Source organism: Actinomadura chokoriensis (genome assembly GCF_039529475.1).
GTDB classification, from domain to species: domain Bacteria; phylum Actinomycetota; class Actinomycetes; order Streptosporangiales; family Streptosporangiaceae; genus Spirillospora; species Spirillospora bangladeshensis.
The window spans coordinates 308,457-329,964 of record NZ_BAAAMW010000005.1 but is presented as its reverse complement, the minus strand read 5'-3'; the positions used below and the strand labels follow the sequence as shown (position 1 = coordinate 329,964).

The window sequence follows — 21,508 nt, the reverse complement described above, 5'->3', positions numbered from 1 at the left end:
CCGAGGGGGGCGCGGAAGGCGAGGCAGGCGCGGAAGGCGAGGCCGGCGCGGGAGCAGTCGGCGAAGGCGATGGAGAGGGGGACGGCGACGGCGCCGGGGACGGCGCCGGGGCAGTCGGGGACGGGGACGGCGTATTGAGGATCTGGTCGATCCTGTTCGGCGGCTCGGGACTCACTCTCCCGCGCTCCTTCTGTTAGGCGTCCTCTTTGGTGAGGGACTTCTGGAACTTCTGGCGCTGGCCGCGGAAGCCGCCGGCCACGGCGGCGGACATGCGGTCGCGCTGCGAGGACAGCAGGACGTAGCTGACGACGCCGCTGATCAGCAGGGCCATCAGCAGGAGCAGGAAGCCGCGGGCGCCGACGAGCGCCAGCACGCCGGCGGTCGCCGCGAAGATCGCGAGCCGGGCGAGGGTGTAGAAGATGACGGAACGCATGGCCCTTCGAGGTTAACCCCGGTGCCGCGTGGTCCGTCCCCGGGGTGCGGTCACCGCAGGACGTCCAGGAACAGGGCCGGGTCCACGTTGCCGCCGGACAGGATCGAGACATAGGTGCGGCCCGCCGGGAGTTCGGCGCGGTGGTGCAGGTAGGCGGCGGTGGCGACGGCGCCGGCGGGTTCGGCGATGAGGCGCGCCTCGCGGGCGAGGCGGCGCATCGTGCCGCGGATCTCGTCCTCGGTGACGGTGACGATGGCGTCCACGTGGGCCTGGATGTGCGCGAACGGGAGGTCGCCGACCTGCTGGACGCGCAGGGCGTCGGCGATGGTGCGGCCGGTCTTCTCGGCGTCCCAGCAGACCGGGCGGCCCGCGGCGACCGAGTCGCGGGCGTCGGCGGCGAGTTCCGGTTCGACGCCGATGATCCTCGCCTCGGGGCGCAGCGCCTTGACGGCGGCGGAGACGCCGGCGATGAGGCCGCCGCCGCTGACCGGGACGAGGACGACGTCGACGTCCGGGCGGTCTCGGACGATCTCCAGCCCGGCGGTGCCCTGCCCGGCGATGACCCGGGCGTCGTCGTAGGGCGGGATCATCGTGAAGCCGTGCGCGGCGGCGAGCTTCTCGGCGGTCTCGGTGCGGGCCTGCGCGGTCGGCTCCACGTAGACGACCTCGGCGCCGAGCGCGACGCAGCGGTCGACCTTCACGGCGGGGGTGGTGTGCGGCATGACCAGCACGGCCTTGATGCCGAGGGCGCGGGCCGCGTAGGCGACGGCCTGCGCGTGGTTGCCGCTGGAGTGGGTCACCACGCCGGCCGCGCGCTCGGCGGAGGTGAGGGAGGAGATGGCGGCGTAGGCGCCGCGCACCTTGAAGGCGCCGATCGGCTGCAGCGACTCGGCCTTCACCAGCAGCGCCGGCTCCTCGGCGGCGGCGCCGGAGGCGGGGGCGGGGTCGCGGGGGAAGGGGACGAGCGGGGTCCGGACGGCGACACCGGCGATGCGCTCGGCGGCCCGTTCGATCTCCGGCAGCGAGACTAGATCGGACATGGTCTCGAAGACTACTTCGACCGCGGCGGACGGGCGCGCGGGGGCGGCGTTTCCGGCGTTACATGGCAGGTCAAACGGGGTCAGTGCGCACGCTGCGCCCCGGGTGGCGACCACTGAGCGCGATCGCTCCTGCTCGGGAAACTACGGTCAGTGATCTTTTCCGAAAACAAGGGAGAAATCGGTCTTGACCCGCCACACTGTTAAACAGTCCACCCGCGCCGAGAGCGGGACAAAGGGGGAGAGAAAACGTGGAGAGCACGAGCGAGCGCCTGCTGACCCCAGGGGAGGTCGCCGCCCTCTTCCGGGTCGACCCGAAGACGGTCACCCGGTGGGCCGCCGCGGGCCGGATCAGCAGCATCCGCACTCCGGGGGGCCACCGGCGCTTCCGCGAGTCCGAGGTGCACGCGCTGCTGCGCGGCGAGGAGCCCGTCGCGGAGCATTCGGCCCGCTGACGCGCTCTGGCCGCCCGGACCGCCGCGCCACGGACCGGTCCCTTCCAGCCGGGCGGCCGGAGCCGTCCCGAACACCGGTGCAGCACGCGGGGGCGTCCCCCTGCTCAGTCCTCCGCGTCCCCCTTCCACTCCTCGAACCGCCGCAGCAGGTCCGCGTCCTCGTCCCGCCAGCGGCGCCGCCGGTCCGCCATCTCCTCCTCGGTGAGCGACTCGCCGAGGAGCCGGTCGTAGTCGGGGTCCCCCGGCCCGATCTCGACATAGGCGTCGGCGATGATCCGTCCCTCGCGCGCCTCCGGCCCGGTGGCGTCCGATTCGGTCTCGTCCGGTTCGGACACGACGCTGTGCGGAACCCGGAGCGTGCCGTCGGGGAGCCGGATCACGTACATCGTCGATCACCCTCGCCGTCGTCCATCGCGGTGTCCTAGATCCCGTACCTGCGGTTGAAGAAGAGCATGACCTCGAGGGCCGTCCTGATGTTGCCGGCGAGCATATCCACGAGCGCGGGCCGCTGCCGGGAGGAGATCGCGGCGAACGCGTCGGCGAAGAACTCGCGGCGGCCGAGCGCATCCGGCTGCTTGTGGAACGCGCTCGCCAGGTGCGGGCGGCACTCCTCGTACAGCTTGCGGAAGGCGGGGCTGTCGGACGTCCACTCGCCGTCGTCGCCGTCGATGTCGTCGAGGGCGTGCCCGACCTCGTGCAGCATCACGTCCGGCGTGGGGGACGGCCGGTCCCCCACGACGATCTTGCGGTCGCCGTACGCGCCGGCGCAGATGTCCCAGGTGGCGCGGCCGGACGGCAGCGGACGGTCGCGCAGATGGCCCATGTCGTCCAGCTGCGGGACGCCGCCCGGCCCCACGTAGATGCCGTCGAGCCCGGCCGCGAGCTTCTCCTTCAGCGGCTCCGGCAGCGACGCCAGGCTGTCGACGGCGCCGATGACCTCGGGTGTCGGCGGCCCGTCCCGGACGTCCCACTGCCGGACCAGCACGCTCTCCAGCACACCGCAGTTGCGGCGGCCGTCGGCGGCGTGCGGCATGCCCGGCGGGTACGGCTCGACGCGGACGCGGTCGTCCTCCAGCTCGAAGTCGCTCCAGGAGTAGTCGGCGGCGCGCGGCCGGTGCACGCGGCGCGCCAGCCGTCCGGTCAGCCCGCGCGGGCCGCCCGCCGTGTCGACGGCGTCGGTCCCGGCGGCGTCCGGGCCGGGTACCGCGAAGTCGTCGTCGCGGCCCGCCTTGCGGAACCGGCCGAAGCGGTCGCGCGGCTGGTTGCTGCGCGGCCGCACCTGCCCCGAGTCGGGCGGGGACGGCGCGTAGGCGACCTCCTGCCGGCGCTCGTCGCGGGCCGTGTCGGCCCGGAACCGGCCGCCGTGCGGCGCCTCCCGGGTCCGCTGGTCCCGGGGCTTGCGGTGGACGCCTTTGAAGCGCATCGGGCTCCTCTGTCTGCGGGCCCCGTGGACGTCGAGCGGCGTGCGCGCCGGACCGGGCCCCGCAGGCAGGGTAAGCCGGAACCCGACACGCCGTCATCCCCCGAGTGGCGCCCCTACGCGTAGGAGTGCAGGCCGGAGAACATGTAGTTGACCCCGAAGAAGTTGAACAGCAGCGCGGCGAACGCGATCAGCGACAGGATCGCGGCCTTGCGGCCCTTCCAGCCGGCGGTCGCCCGGGCGTGCAGGTACGCGGCGTAGATGATCCAGGTGATGAAGGACCAGATCTCCTTCGGGTCCCAGCCCCAGTAGCGGCCCCACGCCTGGTCGGCCCAGATCGCGCCCATGATGATCGCGGCCGTCCAGATCGGGAACGCGAACATGGTGACGCGCATCGAGAGCCGGTCGAGGGTGTCCGCCGACGGCAGCCGGGACAGGACGCCGCCCGCCGCGACGCCGCCGCGCGACTCCGCGCGGTCCCGCACCAGGTACAGGATGGTGGCGGCGCCCGCCACGGTGAACGAGCCGGTCGCGATGATCGCCGCGGTCACGTGGATGGCGATCCAGTAGGAGTTCAGCGCCGGGCTGACCGGGCCCACCGAGTCGTACAGCCAGATGTTGGCGACGCCGAGCGCGATGACGGCGGCGGCCATGACGAACGCGCCGAGGAAGCGCGCCTTGTACCGGAACATCACGACGACGAACGCGGTGACGGCGGCGAACGCGATCGAGGTGAGGAACTCGTACATGTTCCCCCACGGCCACCGGTTCGCGGCCAGCCCGCGGGTCACCAGGACGCCGAGGTGCGCGCCCCAGCCGAGCACGTTCAGCAGCACGGCGAGGCTCGCCCAGTCGATGCGGACGCGCTCGGAGCCGCTCTCGTCCGCGCCGGCCGCGTCCGCCGCCTCGGCGGTGGCCTCGGCGGTGGCGGCGGCTCCGGCCGCGCCCTTCGCGCCGGCCGCGCCGACCAGGACCTTCGCCTGCTCCTCCTCGGTCACGGCCTGCTCGCCGCCGGCCACCGCGCGGCGGCGGCCGAAGCCGAGGTCGGCGGCGTAGCCGACCAGCGCGACGATGTACAGCACGACGGTGGTCAGCATGAGCTTGTCGCTCAGGTTCGCGAGGTCGGCGTTGCTCACCTCGTCACTCCTTCGGTTCGGGGGCCGACCCGGATTCACGATCGGCGCCGGGGTCGATCTCGCCGGGCTCCGCACCGGGCTCGGGTTGCGGACCGGGCTCGGGGTCGGGCCCGGGTTCAGGGCCCGGTCCGTCCTGCGGACCCGGCTCGTCCTCCGGACCGCGCAGCGCGGTCACGATGTCGTCGAACTCCGAGGTCGGGTTCCCCAGCGTGAGACCGCCGACCTCGACAACCGTACGCCCGCCCTCTCCGGCGCTCGCACGGACCCACACCCTGCGCCGCCGGACCATGAACGAGGTCGCCACGCCGAGCACCGCGAGGATGGACGCGACCAGGGCGGGGATGCGTCCGGGGTCGCGGTTGACCGACAGGCTCGTCCACTCCCGGAGCCCGTCGAACGTGATGGAGCCGGCGCCGCCGGGCAGCGTGAAGGTCTCGCCCGGCTCCAGCAGCTTCTGCCCGTCCTTGATCGGCTGGAGGGTCTTGCCGATGCCCTCCAGCTTGTAGACGGACTGGGGGGTGCCCGCGTCCAGCCCGATGTCGCCCTTGAACGCGGTGATCGTGACGACCGGGCGGATCGGCGCGGGGAACGCCGAGACGATCTGCTTGCCGTCCTCGCTGGCGGCCGCGGTCGGCCACAGAATCGCGTAGAAGGCGAGCTGGTCGGGCTCGGCGTCGGGGGCCTTGATGACGCCCTCGGACGTCAGGTTGCGCGGCTCCATCTCCAGGAACGGCACGGAGTCCTGGAACGCGACGTCGCCCTTGGCGTCCCGGACGGTGAACACCGGCGCGTAGCCGTGGCCGAGCAGGTACACCTTCGCGCCGCCGACCTTCAGCGGGTGGTTGATCCGCAGGTCGTACGGCTTCTCCCTGCCGTCCGGGCTCTCCCGGTAGTGGATCTTGGCGCTGAACTCGGTGGCCATGCCGCGCTTGGCGCCCTCGGTCTCGTACTCCGCCTGGAAGTCGTCCAGCCGGAGCGTGAACGGGGCCAGCTCGCCGTTGCGGAACGCGCGTCCCGGCTGGAACTGGTCGTACAGGCCGAGCGAGTTCGCGAACGTCTTGCCCTCGGTCAGCAGGACGTTGCCCCGGTAGCCGAGCAGGTTGCCGAGGCCGAGCGCGAACAGCAGCGCGAGCAGCGCCAGGTGGAACAGCAGGTTGCCGGACTCGCCCAGGTAGCCCTTCTCGGCGGACGCGGCGCCGTCCGAGACGTCCACCCGGAACCGGCGCCCGCGCAGGACCGTGCGGGCCTCGGCGAGGACGTCGTCCGGGGACGCGTCGGTCTCGTAGGTCGCCGTCTGCGGCAGCCGCCCGAGGTTGCGGGGCGCCGCCGGCGGGCGGGCCCGCATCGACTTGTAGTGCTTGACGGCGCGGGGCAGGACGCAGCCGGCCAGCGACACGAACAGCAGGATGTAGATCGCCGCGAACCAGGGCGCGGCGAACACGTCGAACATCGAGAACTTGTCGAGCCACGGGCCGAGCGTCCTGTGCTCGTCCAGGTAGGCGACGACCTTCTCGGGCGCCTGGCCCCGCTGCGGCAGGATCGACCCCGGCACCGTGCCGAGCGCCACCAGGAACAGCAGGATGAGCGCGGTGCGCATCGTGGTGAGCTGCCGCCACGCCCAGCGCAGCCAGCCGAGCGGCCCGATCCCCCTGGGGCGCGGCACCTCCGGGGGCGCCTGCCGCGCGGCGGGGGCCTCGGTGCCGGTCTCCGTTGTCTCAGTCATCTCAAATCACCGGTTCGAAGCCGCTGATCCACGACCGCAGCTCGATGGTCAGGTTCCCCCACAGGCCGCTCACCAGCAGCACCCCGATGAGGACGAGCATCCCCCCGCCGATCCGCATGACGAGGGGGTAGTGGCGCTTCACGGCGCCGAACGCGCCGAGCGCCCTGCGGTAGGCGACCGCGGTCGCCACGAACGGCAGCCCGAGGCCGAGGCAGTACGCCAGCGACAGCAGCGCGCCCCGCCCGGCGCTGGCCTCGGTGATCGCGAGGCCCTGCACGGCGCCGAGCGTCGGCCCGATGCAGGGCGTCCAGCCGAGCCCGAACAGGACGCCGAGGAGCGGCGCCCCGGCGAGGCCCGCCGCGGGCAGGCGGCCCGACTTCAGCGTCCGCTGCAGGCCGGGGACCAGCCCCATGAACGCGAGGCCGAACACGATGGTGACGACGCCGAGGACGCGGGTGATCGTGTCCTGGTACTCCAGCAGCCACCGGCCGAGGCCGCCGAAGACGACGCCGTAGCTGACGAACACGACGCTGAAGCCCGCGATGAACAGCAGCGCGCCGGCGACGAGCCGCCCCCGCCGCTGCTCGGCGAGGTCGACGCCGGTCATCCCGGTCACGTACGACAGGTAGCCGGGGACCAGCGGCAGGACGCACGGCGAGGCGAACGAGACCAGGCCGGCGAGGGCCGCGAGCGGCGCCGCCGCCACCAGCGACCCGTTGACGACCGTCTCGTTGACCGTGCTCACGCCGCCGCCGTGTTCACTTCTCCGCCACGACCTTGGCGACCAGGGGGTTCAGCTTGGAGTACGTCGTCGCGCCGATGATGCGGGCGGCGACGCGGCCCTGCCGGTCCAGCACGAGGGTGCTCGGGATCGCGCTCGGCGGCACCTCCCGGAACGCCAGCGTGACCTGGCCGTCGGCGTCGAACAGCGACGGGTAGGTCACTTTGAACTTGCGCTCGAACGCCTCCGCGTTGGCCTTGGAGTCCTTGAAGTTGACGCCGACGAACTCGACGCCCTTGGCCTTGTTCTCGGTGTAGACCTGCTCCAGCGACGGCGCCTCGCCGCGGCAGGGCGCGCACCACGACGCCCAGAAGTTGACGACGACGACCTTGCCCTTCAGCTCGGAGAGCTTGAACGGCTTGCCGTCGAGGTGCTCACCGGTGACGCCCTGGACGCTCTTGCGGTCGCCGGGCGCGTACCGCGTCATGTTCCCGTCGCCGGAGATGAACCTGTTGTCGGCGCCGTCCGGCCCGCTCCCGGCGGCACCCGTCCCGGCGCAGCCCGCGAGCAGGCCGCACAGCGCGGCGGCGGCCGCGGCGGCGCGCAGCGGGGAGACTCGGGGGTTCAACGGACCCTCCTACTACTACAGGACGTAGTACACAATTTAGCGGTGCCGTCAGGCACCGGCGACACTGGGGCCCTTCGCGATGCCGGCGGCGGGCTCGCAGTAGGCGACCTCGACCAGCCGGCTGCCCTGGAACGTCAGGCTCGTCAGGCTGGCGAGGCCGCACTCGCGCCGGCTCGGGTGGTGCCACAGCCGGCGGTGCTCGGCGTGCAGCCGCAGGATCCAGATCGGCAGCTGGTGGCTGACGCACACGGCCTCGTGGCCGCGCGCCGCCTCCCGCGCCCGGATCACGGCGGCCCGCATCCGCGCGGCGAGCGCCTTGTACGGCTCGCCCCAGGACGGCTTGAAGGGGTTGACCAGGTGCCGCCAGTGCTCGGGGCGGCGCAGCGAGCCGGCCCCGGCGCCGAACGTCAGCCCCTCGAAGTGGTTGTCGGCCTCGATCAGACGATCGTCCACGGTGACCGGGAGGTCGAGCGAGTCGGCGAGCGGCGCCGCCGTCTCCAGCGCCCGCTGCATCGGCGAGGAGAAGAGCGCGGTCACGTCCCGGTCGGCGAACCATTTCGCGGCGGCCTTCGCCATGAGGACGCCGTCCTCGCTCAGCCGGTACCCGGGCAGCCGCCCGTACAGGACGCCCTCGGGATTGTGCACTTCACCGTGCCGGAGCAGGTGAACGATCGTCGTGTCAGTCATCGCCGGTCAGGTTACCCGCGCCGCACGGCTGGACCGTCCCCCGGCCCGGTCCCCCGGGCGGGTCCCCCGGCCCGGGCCCCCGGACGGGGCCGGCGCGGGGCTCAGATGCGGGTCGAGGCGACGAATGCGGCGATGCTCGCCGCGGCGCGCTCCAGGACGGCCGCGGCGGGCGGGGAGTCCCCCAGGTGCTGGATGAACCAGTACATCAGCGCCGAGTTGCAGATGCCGGCGTTCGCGGCCGGGGCCGTGCAGGTGATCGGCGCGACCTGGCCGCGCGGCGTCAGGACCGCCAGCTCCGCCTTCACGAGCGGCGACGGGTAGGGCAGGTCGTCGGTGCCGGGGCCTCGGGTGAGCACCGCCTGGAAGCCCGGCACGCCGGTCGGCAGGGGCTGCCTCGTGCCCTGCACGGACGTGCACTCGTTGCCCTGCGCGCGTTCCCGCCGGGCCTGCGCGGAGTCCGGAAAGTACTCGCAGAGCACGCTCCGGATGCCGCCGATCGAGCCCTGCCAGCGCTCCTCGACCAGCGCGGCCTCATTGCCGACCGTGCTGGAGCCCGCGTTGGCGCCGACGGACCCCTTGCACTCGGCCCCGGCGGGACCGATGAGCATGCCCTGGCCGGATCCGTACACGGCGGTGTTCTTCGGCAACGCGACCTGGGCGGGGAGCGTCACCTTGGCGGGGACGCCGGACGGTGTGATCACCGCGCCCGGCGCCTCGACGACGCACGGCCGGACGTCGGCGACGGTGGCCGCGGCCTTCGCCGTCGCGGACGGCCGCGGCTCCGGGTCCTGCTTGGTGACCTGCGTGACCGTGAGCGCGCCCGCCCCGACGACCACGACCGTCCCGGCGGCGGCGGCCGTCAGCCCGGCGCCCGTGCCGAAGAACGCCTTGATCGCCGCGGCCGTGCCGACCTTGCCGGCGGCGGAGGCCGTACCGGCCGCGGAGGCGCCCGCCCCGGCGGCCCCTGCCCCGGCCGCTCCCGCCCCGGCCGCTCCAGCCGCTCCTGCCCCGGCCGCTCCCGCCCCGGCCGCGCTGACGGCGCCGACCGCGGAGGCGGTGCCCGCGGCGCCCGGCAGCAGCCAGGCGGCGAGCGGGAACAGCGCGGCGAGCGCGACGGCGCCCGCCGACAGGGCGTGGACGCCGCGCGCCTCCCAGTCCCGGCCATAGGCCGCCTGCGCGGTGCGCTCCAGGTCGTCCACGAAGTCCGCGGCCCCCGCCGGACGGTCCTCCGGCGCCTTGGCCATCCCGCGCTGGACGAGCGGGCGCAGCGCCTCGGGCACGGCGTCGATCGGGACCTCGCCGGTCAGGTGGGCCCGCATGAGCTCGGCGCGGGTCCCGGCGTAGGGCCGGTGGCCCGTCACGCACTCCACGAACACGCAGGTCGCCGCGTAGACGTCCGACGCGGGCGTGGCGATGTGCCGGCTCCACTGCTCGGGGGCCATGTAGTACGGCGTCCCGGCGCCGCCCGCCTCCTCGCCGGCGGGGGTCGCGATGCCGAAGTCGACGAGGCGGCTCCGCCCGTCCGCCGGGACGACGACGTTCGCGGGCTTGTAGTCGCGGTGGACGACGCCGACCGCGTGGGCGGCGGCGAGCCCCAGCAGCGAGCCCTTGAGCACGCTCAGCGCCGCCTCCGGACCGAGCGCGCCGTGCTGCCGCAGCAGTTCCCTGAGGGAGACGCCGTCGACGGCCTCCATCACGATCGCGGCCGTGTCCGGCCCCTCGACGAGCCGGAACAGCCGCGCCACGTGCGGGCTGCCGGCCCGGCCGAGCATCAGCGCCTCGTGGCGCAGCCGCTCGCGCTCCGCCTCGTCCGCACGGACGGCCAGGTACTTGATCGCCACCGGCGTCCCGGACGCGTCGTGCCGGGCCAGCACCACCCGCCCCTGGGCGCCGGCGCCGAGTTCGCGCACCTCGGTGTACCCCTCGACCCGCCACTGCGCGCCGACCCGCCCGTCGCCGTCCACGTGCCCCTCCGCAAGTCCATGATCGCGATGAACTTACCGAACGGCGGTATTTGCGGCGACTTGTCCGATCAGCTCGGCACGGCCGCCGCCGCGGCGTCGGCGGGGACGGCGGCGCGCAGCGCGCCGACGGCCGCGCGGATCGCCGGGCGCCGCGCCGCCTCCTCCCGCCACACCGCGTACACGCGGCGCGACAGCGGCTCCGACAGCGGCACGATCGCCACGCCGGGCGGCACGTCGCAGCGGCCGAGCCGCGGCAGGATGACATTGCCGAGCCCCGCCGCGACGAGGGACAGCTGCGTGGCGAACTCGTAGGCCATGTGGTCGATGCTCGGCTCGCTGTCGACGGCGCGGAGCGTGCGCAGCAGCCAGTCGCAGCAGATGCTGTCCGGCACGGAGCTGATCCACGGGTCGCCCGCCAGCTCCTTGAGGTCGATCGTGTCGCGGCCGGCGAGCGGGTGGTCGGCGGGCAGCGCCACGTCCGCGACGTCGTGGCAGATCACGCCCTTGTGCAGGCCCTCGGGCAGGGGCAGCGGCTCGTTGTTCCAGTCCTGGACGACGGCCATGTCGATGTCGCCGCGCGAGACGAGCGGCATGCTGCGCAGCGGGTCCTCCTCGCGGAGCCGGACGCGCAGGTCGGGGTGGTCGGCGCGGAGCGCGCGCAGCGCCGCCGGCATCAGCCCGCGCACGGCGGTGGGGAACGCCGCGACGGTGAGCAGGCCGACGACCGAGCCGCGGTGCGCCTCCAGGTCGGCCTGCGCCTGCTCGACGAGCGACAGGATCCGCTCGGCGTGCGCGACGAGCAGCTCGGCGGCGTCGGTCAGCCGGACGCCCCGGCCGTTGCGTTCGAGCAGCTTCTGCCCGGTCTCCCGCTCCAGCTTCGCGAGCTGCTGGGAGACGGCGGACGTGGTGACGTGCAGGACGTCGGCGGCGGCGCTGACCGAACCGTAGGTCGCGACCGAATGCAGGGCGCGCAGCCGTTCCAGATCAAGCATGAAGCAATACTAAATCGAGAAGTCAAGAATTTCTCGCTTGTCCTAAAGCCAGTATGTCGTGACGATCGGGACATGAGATCGCGCCACGTCCTGCTGGCCACCCTGATCGCGGCGCTGTGGGGGTTCAACTTCGTTCCGATCAAGGTGGCGCTGGACGACTTCCCGCCGCTGCTGATGGCCGCGCTGCGGTTCACGGCCGCGGCGGTGCCCGCGGTGTTCCTCGTCCGGCGGCCGCCCGTCGCCGCGCGCTGGTTCGTGCTGATCGGCGTGCCGCTCGGCGTCGGCCAGTTCGGGCTGCTGTTCATCGGCATGAGCATGGGAATGCCGGCGGGGCTGGCGTCCGTCGTCCTCCAGGTGCAGGCGATCTTCACGGCGCTGTTCGCGGGCCTGCTGCTGCGCGAGCGGCTCGGCGCCCGGCAGATCGCCGGGATGGCGGTCGCGTTCGCCGGGGTCGCGCTGCTCGGCGCGGCGCAGGCCGAGGGCGGCTCCCCGGTCGCGGCGTTCCTGATGTGCCTCGGCGGCGCGGCCGGCTGGGGGCTGGCGAACGTCGGCATGCGGCGGATGAACCAGGTCACCGAGGAGCCGGTCGACGCGTTCGGGTTCATGGTGTGGATGTCGCTGGTGCCGCCGGTCCCGCTGCTGGTCCTGTCGCTGGTCTTCGAGGGGCCGGGGGCGCTGCCGGACTCCCTGCGGCACCTGTCGCTCGCCGGGGTCGCCTCGCTCGCGTTCATCGCCTACGTCGCGACGCTGTTCGGCTTCGGCGCGTGGGGATGGCTGATGCGCCGGTACGAGGCCGGGACGGTCGCCATGTACTCGCTGCTCGTCCCGCCGTTCGGGCTCGTGTCGGCGGCACTGCTGCTCGGCGAGCACGTGGGCACGACGCGGCTGGCCGGCGCCGCCCTGATCATCGCGGGGGTCGCCGCCGGGAGCGTCCGGCTGCCGTCCCGCCTGCGCCTCGCACCCGCGCGAACGGCCCCGACCCCGGCACCGACCAACGAGGTGACCTGACATGCACGGAATCCACGCTTCGCTCGTCACGCCGTTCACCCGCTCCGGCGCGGTGGACAGCCTGGTCTCGCTCGGCACCACGTTCTCCCCGCGCACGCGGGGATGGACCGTTTCCACAGTGAAGGTACATCTACCCGATGCTGCGACTCGGCGCGGCCGGAGGCGTCGCCGCGTGCGCGTGCCTCGCGCCGTCCTCAAGGCGTGCCTGGCCGAGGTCGGGCTCATCGACGACCCGGCGGTGCGCGCCCCCCTGCGCGCACCGCGTCCCGAGTCGGTCGCCGCGGCCGTGAAGGCCTTCCAAGCCCTCTAGGACGACGCCTGCGCCGCCGCTCGGGCGGCGTGCGGGAGGGCCTCCAGGACGCGGCCCAGTGCCTCATCGTCGTGCGCGGCCGACAGGAACCACACCTCGTACGCCGACGGCGGCAGGTACACGCCGTGGTCCAGCGCCGCGTGGAAGAACGCGGCGTACGCCTTGGAGTCCTGGCGCTGCGCGGCGGCGAAGTCGCCCACCGGCGTCTCGCTGAAGAAGACCGAGAACAGGTTGCCGGCGTTCTGCACCGAGTGCGGGACGCCCTCCCGCTCCAGCGCCTCCGACGCGGCCTTTGCCACGATCCCCGCCGACCGGTCGATCGCCGCGTACACCTCGTCGGTGGCGTTGCGCAGCGTGGCGAGCCCGGCGGCGGTGGCGAGCGGGTTCCCCGACAGGGTGCCCGCCTGGTAGACGGGGCCGGCCGGGGCGAGGTGGTCCATGACGTCGGCGCGCCCGCCGAACGCGGCGGCGGGGAGCCCGCCGCCCATCACCTTCCCGAAGGTCATCAGGTCGCCCGCCACGCCCTCGATGCCGAACCAGCCGGACCGGGACGCGCGGAACCCGGTGAGGACCTCGTCGATCACGAGCAGCGCCCCGTACCGCTCGCACAGCCGCTTCAGCAGCGCGTTGAAGTTGTCCAGCGGCGGGACCACGCCCATGTTGCAGGGGACGGCCTCGGTGATGACGCACGCGATGTCGGTGCCGTGCTCGTCGAACGCGGTCTCCACCGCGGTGACGTCGTTGTACGGGAGGATCAGCGTGTCGGCGGTCGTCGCGCCGGTCACGCCCGGCGTGTCGGGCAGGCCGAACGTCGCGACCCCGGACCCGGCGGCGGCGAGGAGGGAGTCGACGTGACCGTGGTAGCAGCCCGCGAACTTCACGATCTTGGTGCGTCCGGTGAAGCCGCGCGCCAGCCGGATCGCCGACATGGTCGCCTCCGTCCCGGAGTTGACCAGCCGGACCCGGCCCGCCGGCGTCCGCGACACGATCTCCTCGGCGAGTTCCACCTCGCCCTGCGTCGGCGCGCCGTAGGACGTGCCGCGGCCCGCAGCGTCCCGCACCGCCTCGACCACGGCCGGGTGCGCGTGCCCGAGGATCAGCGGGCCCCACGAGCACACCAGGTCGACGTAGGTGTTCCCGTCGGCGTCGGTCAGGTACGGGCCGCGCCCGGACGCCATGAAGCGAGGCGTCCCGCCGACGGCGCCGAAGGCCCGCACCGGGGAGTTGACGCCGCCGGGAACGACCCCGGCGGCGCGGTCGAACAACTGCTGGGAGCGATCGATACCAGTCACGTTTTCAGTCTCTCAGTTGCAGTTCGGCGACTTGCCTTGACCTCGCGCCGCGCGGGCCGATATTCCACCAAGTACGACATCGGAGGGATGGGCTTTCAACGTGGTTGACGGCTGGACGGTCCCGGGCTTCACCCACGAGCGGGAACTGGGAAGCGGAGCCTCGGGCCGGGTGGTACTGGCGGTCGACGACCAGACCGGCACGAAGGTCGCGATCAAATACCTCGACGGCGCGCTCGCGGCCGACGAGGCGTTCCTCGCGCGCTTCCGCGCGGCGGCACGCCCCCTGTCCCAGCTCGAGGACCCCAACGTGGTCGACTTCTACGACTTCGTGGAGTCCGCGGACGGCGCCGCGATCGTGATGCAGTGGGTCGAGGGCGTCAGCCTGCGCCGGGTGCTGGCCGCGCAGGGCCCCGCCGGGCCGCTCGCGGCCCTGTCGATGCTCGGCGGGCTGCTGCTCGGCCTCGCCGCCGCGCACGACCGCGGCGTCGTGCACGGCGCGCTCCGCCCGGCGAACGTCCTGGTGGACGCCGACGGCAACGCGCTGCTGACCGACTTCGCGACCGCGCCCGCCGGGACCGAGGTGCGGTTCGGCGCGCAGTACGCGGCGCCGGAGCTGTGGGACGGCGAGCCCGCCACCGTCGCCACCGACCTGTACGCCGCCACCGCGATCTTCTACGAGTCGCTCACCGGGCGCCCCCCGTACGCGGGCCGGAACATGGCGCGGCTGCACCGCGAGGCGCCGATCCCGGCCGACGAGGTCCCCGGGCCGCTGCGCGCCCTCGTCCACCAGGGCCTGGCGAAGGATCCGGCGGGGCGGCCGAAGTCCGCCGCCGACCTCCTCGGCGCACTGGAGGACGCGGCCGTCTCCGCCTACGGGCCGTCGTGGGAGGCGCAGGGCCGCGGCCGGCTCACCGAGCTCGCCGGGCAGGCCGCGCTGCAGCCGGAGCCGCCGAAGCCGAAACCGGCCCGCAGCAGCGGCCGCAACCCGGTCGTCGCCGGCAAGCAGCCGGGCGGCGGCCGGTCCCGTAAGCCGTGGGTGCTCGCGGCCGTCGCCGTCCTGGTCATCGCCGGGGCGGGCGCGGGCGCGGCGACGCTGCTGAAGAAGGACGAGACGAAGCCGCCGCCCGATCCGGCGCCGGCGCAGAGCAGCACCCCGCAGCCGACGCTGCCCGCGGGCGGCGTCGACCCGACGCCGCTCATCGCCCAGATCGACCAGGCCGTCGGGAAGGCCCCCGGCGCGGCGTTCAGCTACCGGCAGACCGGCTGCTGCGGGTTCCCCGTCACCAGCCGCGGCACGTTCACGCTGCAGGACGGGCAGGCGTCCTACTCGATGACGGTCGCCGGGTCCGGGTCCGCCCGCAAGGCGATGCCCGCCGTCGTCGTCCAGGACCGGCTCTACCTGCGGGTGGGCAAGAAGTGGAAGCCGTCCGCGTTCGGCGGGCGCGGCTATCCGGCGCTGGCCGACCAGGTCCGGCAGGGCAGCTCGGTGGCGAACCTGACGACGCTGCTGCGGTCGGCGACGAAGCTCACCCGGTCGGGCGCGATCTACGAGGGCGAGGCGCCGGCGGCGCAGCTCGCGCAGGCGCCCGGCCTCGGCCCCATGTACGCGCGGATGGCGCAGGCGACCGGCGCCCAGCAGATCGCCTTCGCCATCAAGCTCGACGCGGCCCACCGCCCGGTGAAGTTCTGGGTCCGCGCGGGTGAGGAGAAGGGCCGCAACCAGATGCAGCGCGGCTCCTACTCCACGTGGGGGGCCAAGCCCGCCATCAAGGCCCCGCGCTAGCCTCAGGCGTCCTCGCAGGCGTCCACGAGGACCTCCAGGAGCCGCAGCGGGTCCGGCAGGGCCTCCCGCTGCGGCGGCCGCAGCCAGGCGACCTCGCGCCCGTAGGGCAGCGCGGACGGCGGCGCGACGACGTAGCTGTCGCGGCAGTGCCAGCGCATGCCCGGCGTGTCGGCGACGTCCTCCGGCAGCGTGTCGAGGTGGCACGACCACCACTCGTCCTCGTCGACGGGCGCGCCGCGGGTCGCGACGAAGAACAGGTGCCGCTCGCCCCCGAACGACGCGACCGGACCGACGGGGAGGTCCTCCCGCTCGATCCGGTCGAGGGCGATGGCGCCGGCGGCGGCCGGGACGTCGAACACGTCGAAGACCCGGCCCGTCGGCAGGATGATGTTGGCCTCCGGCCGTTTCACCCACCAGCGTTCGATGACCTCGGGGTCGACGCTGGCCTGGTGCGCCCAGGCCGCCGATACCGGGTGCGCGCCCGGGTCGGGACACCCGATCCGGTCGCACGAGCACGCCCGGTCGGCCCCGACATGCGCGCCCGGAAAGCAGGGCCACCCGAACCCGGCGTACTCCCGCGCCGCCGCGGCCATCCGGTTCCGTGCCGCCTTCTGCCGCCTGTGCCCCGTGACCGCCAGCATCTCGCCCCCCATATATCCCAAGGTCGCGCGTGGGTTCCTGGTTACCGATGATGCCCGCCGCCGTCACGCCCAGACACGGCAACCCCCGGTAAACGACCCTAAGTAACTAGAGAGCGTCCTGGGTGCGCTTGGGACACGAGGCGGTCAGCTCAGCCTGCGGGCGGCTTCGGTGGCCCAGTAGGTGAGGATTATGTCGGCGCCGGCGCGGTGGATGGAGGTCAGGGACTCCATGATGGTGCGTTCGCGGTCGATCCAGCCCTTCTCGGCGGCGGCCTCGATCATCGCGTACTCGCCGCTGACCTGGTAGGCGGCGACGGGGACGTCCACGGTGTCGCGGACGCGGCGGACGACGTCGAGGTAGGCGCCGGCCGGCTTCACCATGACCATGTCGGCGCCCTCGTCGAGGTCGAGGAGGACCTCGCGGATGGACTCGTCGGTGTTGGCCGGGTCCTGCTGGTGGGTGGAGCGGTCGCCGAACTGGGGCGCGCACTCGGCGGCGTCGCGGAACGGGCCGTAGTAGGCGGACGCGTACTTCACCGAGTACGCGAGGATCGCGGTATCGGTGTGCCCGGCCCCGTCGAGGGCCGTCCTGATCGCGCCGACCTGGCCGTCCATCATGCCGGACGGGCCGACGACCGCCGAGCCCGCCTCGGCCTGCGCCAGGGCGATGGAGGCGTACCGCTCCAGCGTGGCGTCGTTGTCGATCTCGCCGGACCCGGTGAGGATGCCGCAGTGCCCGTGGTCGGTGTACTCGTCCAGGCACAGGTCCGTCATGAGGACGGTGGCGTCGCCGAGGTCGGACGCCAGGTCGCGCAGCGCCCGCTGGACGATGCCGTCCGGGTCGTCGGCGGCGGACCCGGTGCCGTCCTTCTCGGCCGGGATCCCGAACAGGATGATCCCGCCGACGCCGGCCTCGGCCGCCTCGTGCGCGGCCTTGCGCAGGCTCTCCAGGGTGTGCTGGAACACGCCGGGCATGGACGCGACCGGCTGCGGCTCGGCGATGCCCTCCTTGACGAACATCGGCAGGACGAGGTCCGCCGGGGCGAGCCGCGTCTCGGCGACCAGCCGGCGGAGCGCGGGCGTGCGGCGCAGCCGCCGCGGGCGCGCGACGGGGAACTGTGCGGACATGGATTACCTCTGGGTCGTCGCTACTTGCGGCGCCGGGCCCCCCGGCGCATCTGGCTGGGCTTGCGGAGCGGGTCCCCCGCCTCGATCTGGGCCGCCCGCCGCTTCGCACCGTACTCCGCCAGCGCCTCGGCGAGGGCCGATACGGACGGCTTCTCCGCCATGACGTCGACGCGGAGCCCGTACTCCTGCGCGGTCTTCGCGGTCTGCGGGCCGATCACGGCGATCACCGTGACGTTGTGCGGCTTGCCGGCGATCCCGATCAGGTTCTTCACCGTGGACGAGGAGGTGAACAGCACCGCGTCGAACCCGCCGCCCTTGATCGCCTCGCGGATCGGCGCGGGCGGCGGCGCGGCCCGGACCGTCCGGTAGGCGGTCACGTCCTCGCACTCCCAGCCGAGCTCGGTCAGCCTGGCGATGAGGACGTCGGTGGCGATGTCGGCGCGCGGCAGCAGCACCCGGTTGATCGGGTCGAGGTCCTCGTCGTAGGGCGGCCACTCGGCGGCCAGGCCCTCGCCGGACTGCTCCCCCGCCGGGACGAGGTCGGGCTGCACGCCGAACTCGACCAGCGCGGCGGCGGTCTGCTCGCCGACGGCGGCGACCTTCAGCCCGGCGAACGCGCGGGCGTCCAGGCCGTAGTCGGTGATCTTCTCCCGGACGGCCTTCACCGCGTTGGTGGAGGTGAACACCACCCACTCGTAGCGCCCGGTGACGAGGCCCTTGACGGCCCGGTCCATCTGCTGCGGAGTGCGCGGCGGCTCGACGGAGATCGTCGGGACCTCGTCCGGGACGGCCCCGTACCCGCGCAGCTGGTCCGACAGCGACGCGGCCTGCTCCTTGGTGCGCGGCACGAGGACGCGCCAGCCGAACAGCGGCTTGGTCTCGAACCAGGACAGCTTGTCACGCCACTTCACGACGTCTCCGACGATGATCAGCGCGGGCGACTCCATGCCCTTGGTGTCGGACGCGAGCCTGCTCAGCGTGGAGACGACGGTCTCCTGCTCGGTGGTGGTGCCGAGGCTCGTCATCGCGGCCGGGCCGGAGTCGGGCCGCCCGGCGGCGATCAGGCCCTTGGCGACCTCGGCGACCGCGCCCTCCGCGCCGGCGATGACGAGGGTGGCGCCGGACCCGGCGAACTCCTCCCAGTCGACGCCGCCCGCCGAGGCGTCCACGAACCGGAACTCGCGGTGCTCGGGGTCGGTGAGCGGGATGCCCGCGTACCCCGGCACCCCGGTCACGGCGGAGACGCCCGGGACGACCTCGAACGGCACGCCCGCCTTGTGCAGGGCGGCGCCCTCGGCGGCCAGGCCGCAGGCGACGCCGGGGTCGCCGGCGAACATCCGGACGACGCGGCGGCCCGCCTTCGCGGCGCGCACCGCGAGCTTGACCGGGTCGCCCTCGGCGGTGTCGATGATCTCGGCGTCCGCGCGGCAGCGCGCGAGGATGTCGGCGGGGCAGTGCGCGCGGCTGACGATGACGGTGTCGGCGCGTTCCAACTCGGCGGCGGCGCGCAGTGTCAGCAGCCCCGGGTCGCCCGGGCCCATTCCGACGATCGCGACGGTCCCGGGGTCGGTCGTCCGGCTCGGCAGCGCCGTCCGGGCGGCGGCCGCGCCCTTGGCGGCCTTGCTCTCGGCGCCGCCGGTCCCGGCGGCGCTCTTCGCGGCGGGGCTCACTCGCGCTCCCCCATCAGCTGGTCGGCCCCCTGCGCGAGCATCCGGGCCGCGAGGTCGCGGCCGATCTGCTCGGCGGCATCCGGGTGGCCGCTGGCGGACATCCTGATCTGCCGGCTTCCGTCGATCGCCGCGACGGTCGCCGTCAGATGCAGCTCTTCATCTACTTCGGCAGCGTACGTCCCCACGGGCGCGGAGCAGCCCGCCTCCAGCACCGCGAGGATCGTCCGCTCGGCGGTGACCGCGCGCCGGGTCGCGGCGTCGTCGACCGCCGCGAGCAGCTCGCGCAGGTCGTCGCGGTCGGAGCGGCATTCGAGGGCGAGCGAGCCCTGGCCGGGCGCGGGCAGCATCTGGTCGGTGTCGAAGACCTCGCCCACCTCCGCCAGCCGGCCGATCCGCTTCAGGCCGGCGTGCGCCAGCACGATCGCGTCCAGCTCGCCGTCGGTGATCTTGCGGAGCCGGGTGTCGGCGTTGCCGCGGATCGGGACGATCTCCAGGTCGGGGCGGAGCGCGCGCAGCTGCGCCACCCGGCGCGGCGAGCCGGTGCCGACGCGGGCGCCGCGCGGCAGGTCGGCGAGCTTGCTCGGGCCGCACAGCGCGTCGCGGGGGTCATCGCGCAGGGGGGTCGCGGCGAGCTTGATGCCGGGGGTCTCCGACGTCGGCAGGTCCTTCAGCGAGTGGACGGCGAAGTCCACCTCGCCGGACAGGATCTTGTCACGCAGCGCGTTCACGAACACGCCCGTTCCACCCATTTGGGCGAGCAGGGCCTTGGAGACATCACCCTGCGTGGTTACCCCGACCAGCTCGACGGCATGCCCCGTCAGCCGCGTCAACGCGTCCGCGACGCCCTGCGACTGCGTCGTCGCCATCAGGCTCTTGCGGGTGCCGAGCCGCAGCGGGCCCTTGCCTGTAGTCACGTCTCGTCTCCTTCGCGCGCCGGGACCCTGTCCCGGGCACTGACCGCCCTGACGCTCGCCGCGCGGGCGTTCACCGTCTCCACGTTCACTCCATCGGACGCGCCCGGCGGGACGTCGCTGCCCATGACCGGCGCGGGGCTGACGCAGTCGGCGTCCGCGCAGTCGGGTGCGATCGGCGCCGGCGGCTCGTCCTCGCGCATGTCGGCGCGGGCCACCGCCTCGGGGGCCTTCGGGTCCAGGTCGAACAGTTCGCGCAGCGCGTCGGCGTAGGAGTCGCCGCCCGGCGCCGCCGCCAGTTCCTTGACCCGGACGGTCGGCGCGTGGAGCAGCTTGTCCACCACGCGCCGCACGGTCTGCTCGATCTCCCTGCGGTCCCGGTCGTCCATTCCGGGTATCCGGCCCGCCAGCCGGGTCAGCTCGGCGTCCACCACTCCGGCGGCCTTGCTGCGCAGCGCGACGACGGTCGGCGCGACGGCGGCGGCGCGGGCCGCGCTGAGGAACGCCTCGACCTCCTCGCACACGATCCGGCGGACCGCCTCGACGGCCGCCGGGCCGATCGCCCGCGCGGCCTCCTGCGCGGTGCGCAGATCGTCCAGCCCGGCGAGCCGCACGCCGTCCAGCTCGCCGACGGACCGCTCGACGTCGTGCGGCAGCGCCAGGTCGAGGAAGAACCGGTTCCGCCCGTCGTCGCCGACGCCGCGCGCCGCGAGCTGCGCGGCCGTCACCACCAGGCCGGTGGCGCCGGTGCACGACACCACCAGGTCGGCGTCGGCCAGCGCCGTGTCCAGCGCGGACAGCTCGATCGCGGCGGACGGGACGTCCAGCGACTCGGCGAGGCGGACGGCCCGCGCATGCGTACGGTTGGCGATCACCACCTCGCGCGCTCCCGCGCGGCTCAGCGTGGCCGCGGCCAGCGAGCTCATCGAACCGGCGCCGACCACCAGCGCGCGGACGCCGTCCAGCGGCCCGAGATGCCGGGCCGCGACGTCCAGCCCCACGCTGACCAGCGACGCGCCGGCCTGGTCGATGCCGGTCTCGTGGTGGGCGCGCTTGCCCACCCGCAGCGACTGCTGCAGGACGTCGTGCAGGTCGCGGCCGAGCGTGCGCTCGTCCTGCGCGAGCTTGAACGCCTGCCGGATCTGGCCGAGGATCTGCCCCTCGCCGACGACCATCGACTCCAGCCCGCACGCCACCGCGAACACGTGCTGGACGGCCCGCTCCTCGTAGTGGACGTACAGGTGCCGCGACAGGTCGTCCAGCGGGACGCCGGAGTGCAGCGCCAGCAGCTCGGAGATCGCCGAGACGCCGCCGTGGAACTTGTCGACGACCGCGTAGATCTCGACGCGGTTGCACGTCGAGACGATCGCCGCCTCGGCGATGTTCGCCGAGTCGTGCACCGCGTGCAGCAGCTTCACGAGGTCGTCCCCGGCCACCGCCGCCCGCTCCAGCACCGCGACGGGCGCGCTGCGGTGACTGAGCCCCACCACCAGAATGCTCATGCCCTGACTCCCGCGACTCCCGCATCCGCCGTCTTGTGAGCTGCCGTACCGTGGGCCGCCCCACTGT

At 73.8% G+C, this 21,508-nt stretch carries 21 protein-coding genes; 4 read left to right on the top strand and 17 right to left on the bottom strand.

Annotated features, from left to right (window positions below):
* Positions 1-193: 193 nt before the first annotated feature.
* Complete coding sequence (locus tag ABFX46_RS14580) at positions 194-433, bottom strand: DUF4229 domain-containing protein (protein ID WP_131945445.1); 240 nt, start codon at positions 431-433, stop codon at positions 194-196.
* Positions 434-483: 50 nt separating this feature from the next.
* On the bottom strand, positions 484-1,473 hold the full coding sequence (locus ABFX46_RS14575) for a threonine ammonia-lyase (RefSeq protein WP_346042525.1): 990 nt from the start codon (positions 1,471-1,473) through the stop codon (positions 484-486).
* Positions 1,474-1,721: 248 nt separating this feature from the next.
* Between ABFX46_RS14575 and ABFX46_RS14570 the strand changes: the two genes are divergently transcribed.
* Positions 1,722-1,925 (top strand): BldC family transcriptional regulator, encoded by a 204-nt coding sequence (locus ABFX46_RS14570; protein WP_021593176.1) that lies wholly within the window; start codon positions 1,722-1,724, stop codon positions 1,923-1,925.
* Positions 1,926-2,029: 104 nt separating this feature from the next.
* Here the strand turns inward: ABFX46_RS14570 and ABFX46_RS14565 are convergent, their stop codons facing one another.
* The 9 genes from ABFX46_RS14565 to ABFX46_RS14525 all read right to left on the bottom strand — a co-directional run bounded on the left by ABFX46_RS14565 (position 2,030) and on the right by ABFX46_RS14525 (position 11,196).
* Entirely contained in the window at positions 2,030-2,311 is a 282-nt protein-coding gene (locus ABFX46_RS14565; RefSeq protein ID WP_163062292.1) for a hypothetical protein, read from the bottom strand.
* 35 nt (positions 2,312-2,346) lie between these two features.
* Positions 2,347-3,348: a hypothetical protein gene (locus ABFX46_RS14560; RefSeq protein ID WP_346042523.1), complete on the bottom strand. Its 1,002-nt coding sequence runs from the start codon at positions 3,346-3,348 to the stop codon at positions 2,347-2,349.
* A 113-nt stretch (positions 3,349-3,461) separates the two neighbouring features.
* A complete protein-coding gene (ccsB, locus tag ABFX46_RS14555; protein ID WP_346042521.1) occupies positions 3,462-4,481 on the bottom strand; it encodes a c-type cytochrome biogenesis protein CcsB in 1,020 nt (339 codons plus the stop codon).
* A 4-nt stretch (positions 4,482-4,485) separates the two neighbouring features.
* Positions 4,486-6,204, bottom strand: a complete 1,719-nt coding sequence (gene resB / locus ABFX46_RS14550; RefSeq protein ID WP_346042519.1) for a cytochrome c biogenesis protein ResB — start codon at positions 6,202-6,204, stop codon at positions 4,486-4,488.
* A gap of 1 nt (position 6,205) precedes the next feature.
* A complete protein-coding gene (locus tag ABFX46_RS14545) occupies positions 6,206-6,949 on the bottom strand; it encodes a cytochrome c biogenesis CcdA family protein (RefSeq protein ID WP_346042518.1) in 744 nt (247 codons plus the stop codon).
* A gap of 13 nt (positions 6,950-6,962) precedes the next feature.
* Complete coding sequence (locus ABFX46_RS14540) at positions 6,963-7,553, bottom strand: TlpA family protein disulfide reductase (RefSeq protein WP_346042517.1); 591 nt, start codon at positions 7,551-7,553, stop codon at positions 6,963-6,965.
* Between the two features lie 48 nt (positions 7,554-7,601).
* Positions 7,602-8,240, bottom strand: a complete 639-nt coding sequence (locus ABFX46_RS14535) for a histidine phosphatase family protein (protein ID WP_346042516.1) — start codon at positions 8,238-8,240, stop codon at positions 7,602-7,604.
* Positions 8,241-8,341: 101 nt separating this feature from the next.
* Positions 8,342-10,204, bottom strand: coding sequence for a serine/threonine-protein kinase (locus tag ABFX46_RS14530; RefSeq protein WP_346042515.1), 1,863 nt, complete (start codon positions 10,202-10,204; stop codon positions 8,342-8,344).
* Between the two features lie 68 nt (positions 10,205-10,272).
* Positions 10,273-11,196 (bottom strand): LysR family transcriptional regulator, encoded by a 924-nt coding sequence (locus ABFX46_RS14525; RefSeq protein ID WP_346042514.1) that lies wholly within the window; start codon positions 11,194-11,196, stop codon positions 10,273-10,275.
* A gap of 72 nt (positions 11,197-11,268) precedes the next feature.
* Here ABFX46_RS14525 and ABFX46_RS14520 point away from each other — a divergent pair, with 72 nt between their 5' ends.
* Positions 11,269-12,204 carry an EamA family transporter gene (locus ABFX46_RS14520; RefSeq protein WP_346042513.1) on the top strand — a complete coding sequence of 312 codons (936 nt, stop codon included), beginning with the start codon at positions 11,269-11,271 and terminating at the stop codon, positions 12,202-12,204.
* Between the two features lie 172 nt (positions 12,205-12,376).
* The gene (locus ABFX46_RS14515) at positions 12,377-12,514 is read left to right on the top strand and encodes a hypothetical protein (RefSeq protein WP_346042512.1); all 138 of its coding nucleotides are present in this window, start codon (positions 12,377-12,379) and stop codon (positions 12,512-12,514) included.
* On the opposite strand, the gene hemL is transcribed toward ABFX46_RS14515, so the two are convergent.
* Positions 12,511-13,806 (bottom strand): glutamate-1-semialdehyde 2,1-aminomutase, encoded by a 1,296-nt coding sequence (gene hemL / locus ABFX46_RS14510; protein ID WP_346042511.1) that lies wholly within the window; start codon positions 13,804-13,806, stop codon positions 12,511-12,513. The two genes, ABFX46_RS14515 and hemL, sit on opposite strands and share 4 nt — an antisense overlap.
* 100 nt (positions 13,807-13,906) lie before the next feature.
* Between hemL and ABFX46_RS14505 the strand changes: the two genes are divergently transcribed.
* Positions 13,907-15,589: a serine/threonine-protein kinase gene (locus ABFX46_RS14505; RefSeq protein WP_346042510.1), complete on the top strand. Its 1,683-nt coding sequence runs from the start codon at positions 13,907-13,909 to the stop codon at positions 15,587-15,589.
* A gap of 2 nt (positions 15,590-15,591) precedes the next feature.
* Here ABFX46_RS14505 and ABFX46_RS14500 read toward each other — a convergent pair whose 3' ends face one another.
* The 5 genes from ABFX46_RS14500 to ABFX46_RS14480 form a co-directional block, all read right to left on the bottom strand.
* A complete protein-coding gene (locus ABFX46_RS14500; RefSeq protein WP_346042509.1) occupies positions 15,592-16,230 on the bottom strand; it encodes a bifunctional DNA primase/polymerase in 639 nt (212 codons plus the stop codon).
* A gap of 144 nt (positions 16,231-16,374) precedes the next feature.
* Positions 16,375-17,358, bottom strand: a complete 984-nt coding sequence (gene hemB / locus ABFX46_RS14495; RefSeq protein WP_346042508.1) for a porphobilinogen synthase — start codon at positions 17,356-17,358, stop codon at positions 16,375-16,377.
* Between the two features lie 20 nt (positions 17,359-17,378).
* Positions 17,379-18,944 carry a bifunctional uroporphyrinogen-III C-methyltransferase/uroporphyrinogen-III synthase gene (locus ABFX46_RS14490; RefSeq protein ID WP_346042723.1) on the bottom strand — a complete coding sequence of 522 codons (1,566 nt, stop codon included), beginning with the start codon at positions 18,942-18,944 and terminating at the stop codon, positions 17,379-17,381.
* Between the two features lie 80 nt (positions 18,945-19,024).
* Positions 19,025-19,894: a hydroxymethylbilane synthase gene (hemC, locus tag ABFX46_RS14485; RefSeq protein WP_243714822.1), complete on the bottom strand. Its 870-nt coding sequence runs from the start codon at positions 19,892-19,894 to the stop codon at positions 19,025-19,027.
* Positions 19,895-19,938: 44 nt separating this feature from the next.
* Positions 19,939-21,441 (bottom strand): glutamyl-tRNA reductase, encoded by a 1,503-nt coding sequence (locus ABFX46_RS14480; RefSeq protein ID WP_346042506.1) that lies wholly within the window; start codon positions 21,439-21,441, stop codon positions 19,939-19,941.
* Between the last annotated feature and the right edge of the window lie 67 nt (positions 21,442-21,508).

Coding starts and splice junctions, on each gene's coding strand:
- ABFX46_RS14580 (WP_131945445.1), bottom strand. CDS start 433: ATGCGTTCCGTCATCTTCTACACCCTCGCCCGGCTCGCGATCTTCGCG.
- ABFX46_RS14575 (WP_346042525.1), bottom strand. CDS start 1,473: ATGTCCGATCTAGTCTCGCTGCCGGAGATCGAACGGGCCGCCGAGCGC.
- ABFX46_RS14565 (WP_163062292.1), bottom strand. CDS start 2,311: ATGTACGTGATCCGGCTCCCCGACGGCACGCTCCGGGTTCCGCACAGC.
- ABFX46_RS14560 (WP_346042523.1), bottom strand. CDS start 3,348: ATGCGCTTCAAAGGCGTCCACCGCAAGCCCCGGGACCAGCGGACCCGG.
- resB (WP_346042519.1), bottom strand. CDS start 6,204: ATGACTGAGACAACGGAGACCGGCACCGAGGCCCCCGCCGCGCGGCAG.
- ABFX46_RS14535 (WP_346042516.1), bottom strand. CDS start 8,240: ATGACTGACACGACGATCGTTCACCTGCTCCGGCACGGTGAAGTGCAC.
- ABFX46_RS14525 (WP_346042514.1), bottom strand. CDS start 11,196: ATGCTTGATCTGGAACGGCTGCGCGCCCTGCATTCGGTCGCGACCTAC.
- ABFX46_RS14520 (WP_346042513.1), top strand. CDS start 11,269: ATGAGATCGCGCCACGTCCTGCTGGCCACCCTGATCGCGGCGCTGTGG.
- ABFX46_RS14500 (WP_346042509.1), bottom strand. CDS start 16,230: ATGCTGGCGGTCACGGGGCACAGGCGGCAGAAGGCGGCACGGAACCGG.
- hemB (WP_346042508.1), bottom strand. CDS start 17,358: ATGTCCGCACAGTTCCCCGTCGCGCGCCCGCGGCGGCTGCGCCGCACG.
- hemC (WP_243714822.1), bottom strand. CDS start 19,894: ATGGCGACGACGCAGTCGCAGGGCGTCGCGGACGCGTTGACGCGGCTG.
- ABFX46_RS14480 (WP_346042506.1), bottom strand. CDS start 21,441: ATGAGCATTCTGGTGGTGGGGCTCAGTCACCGCAGCGCGCCCGTCGCG.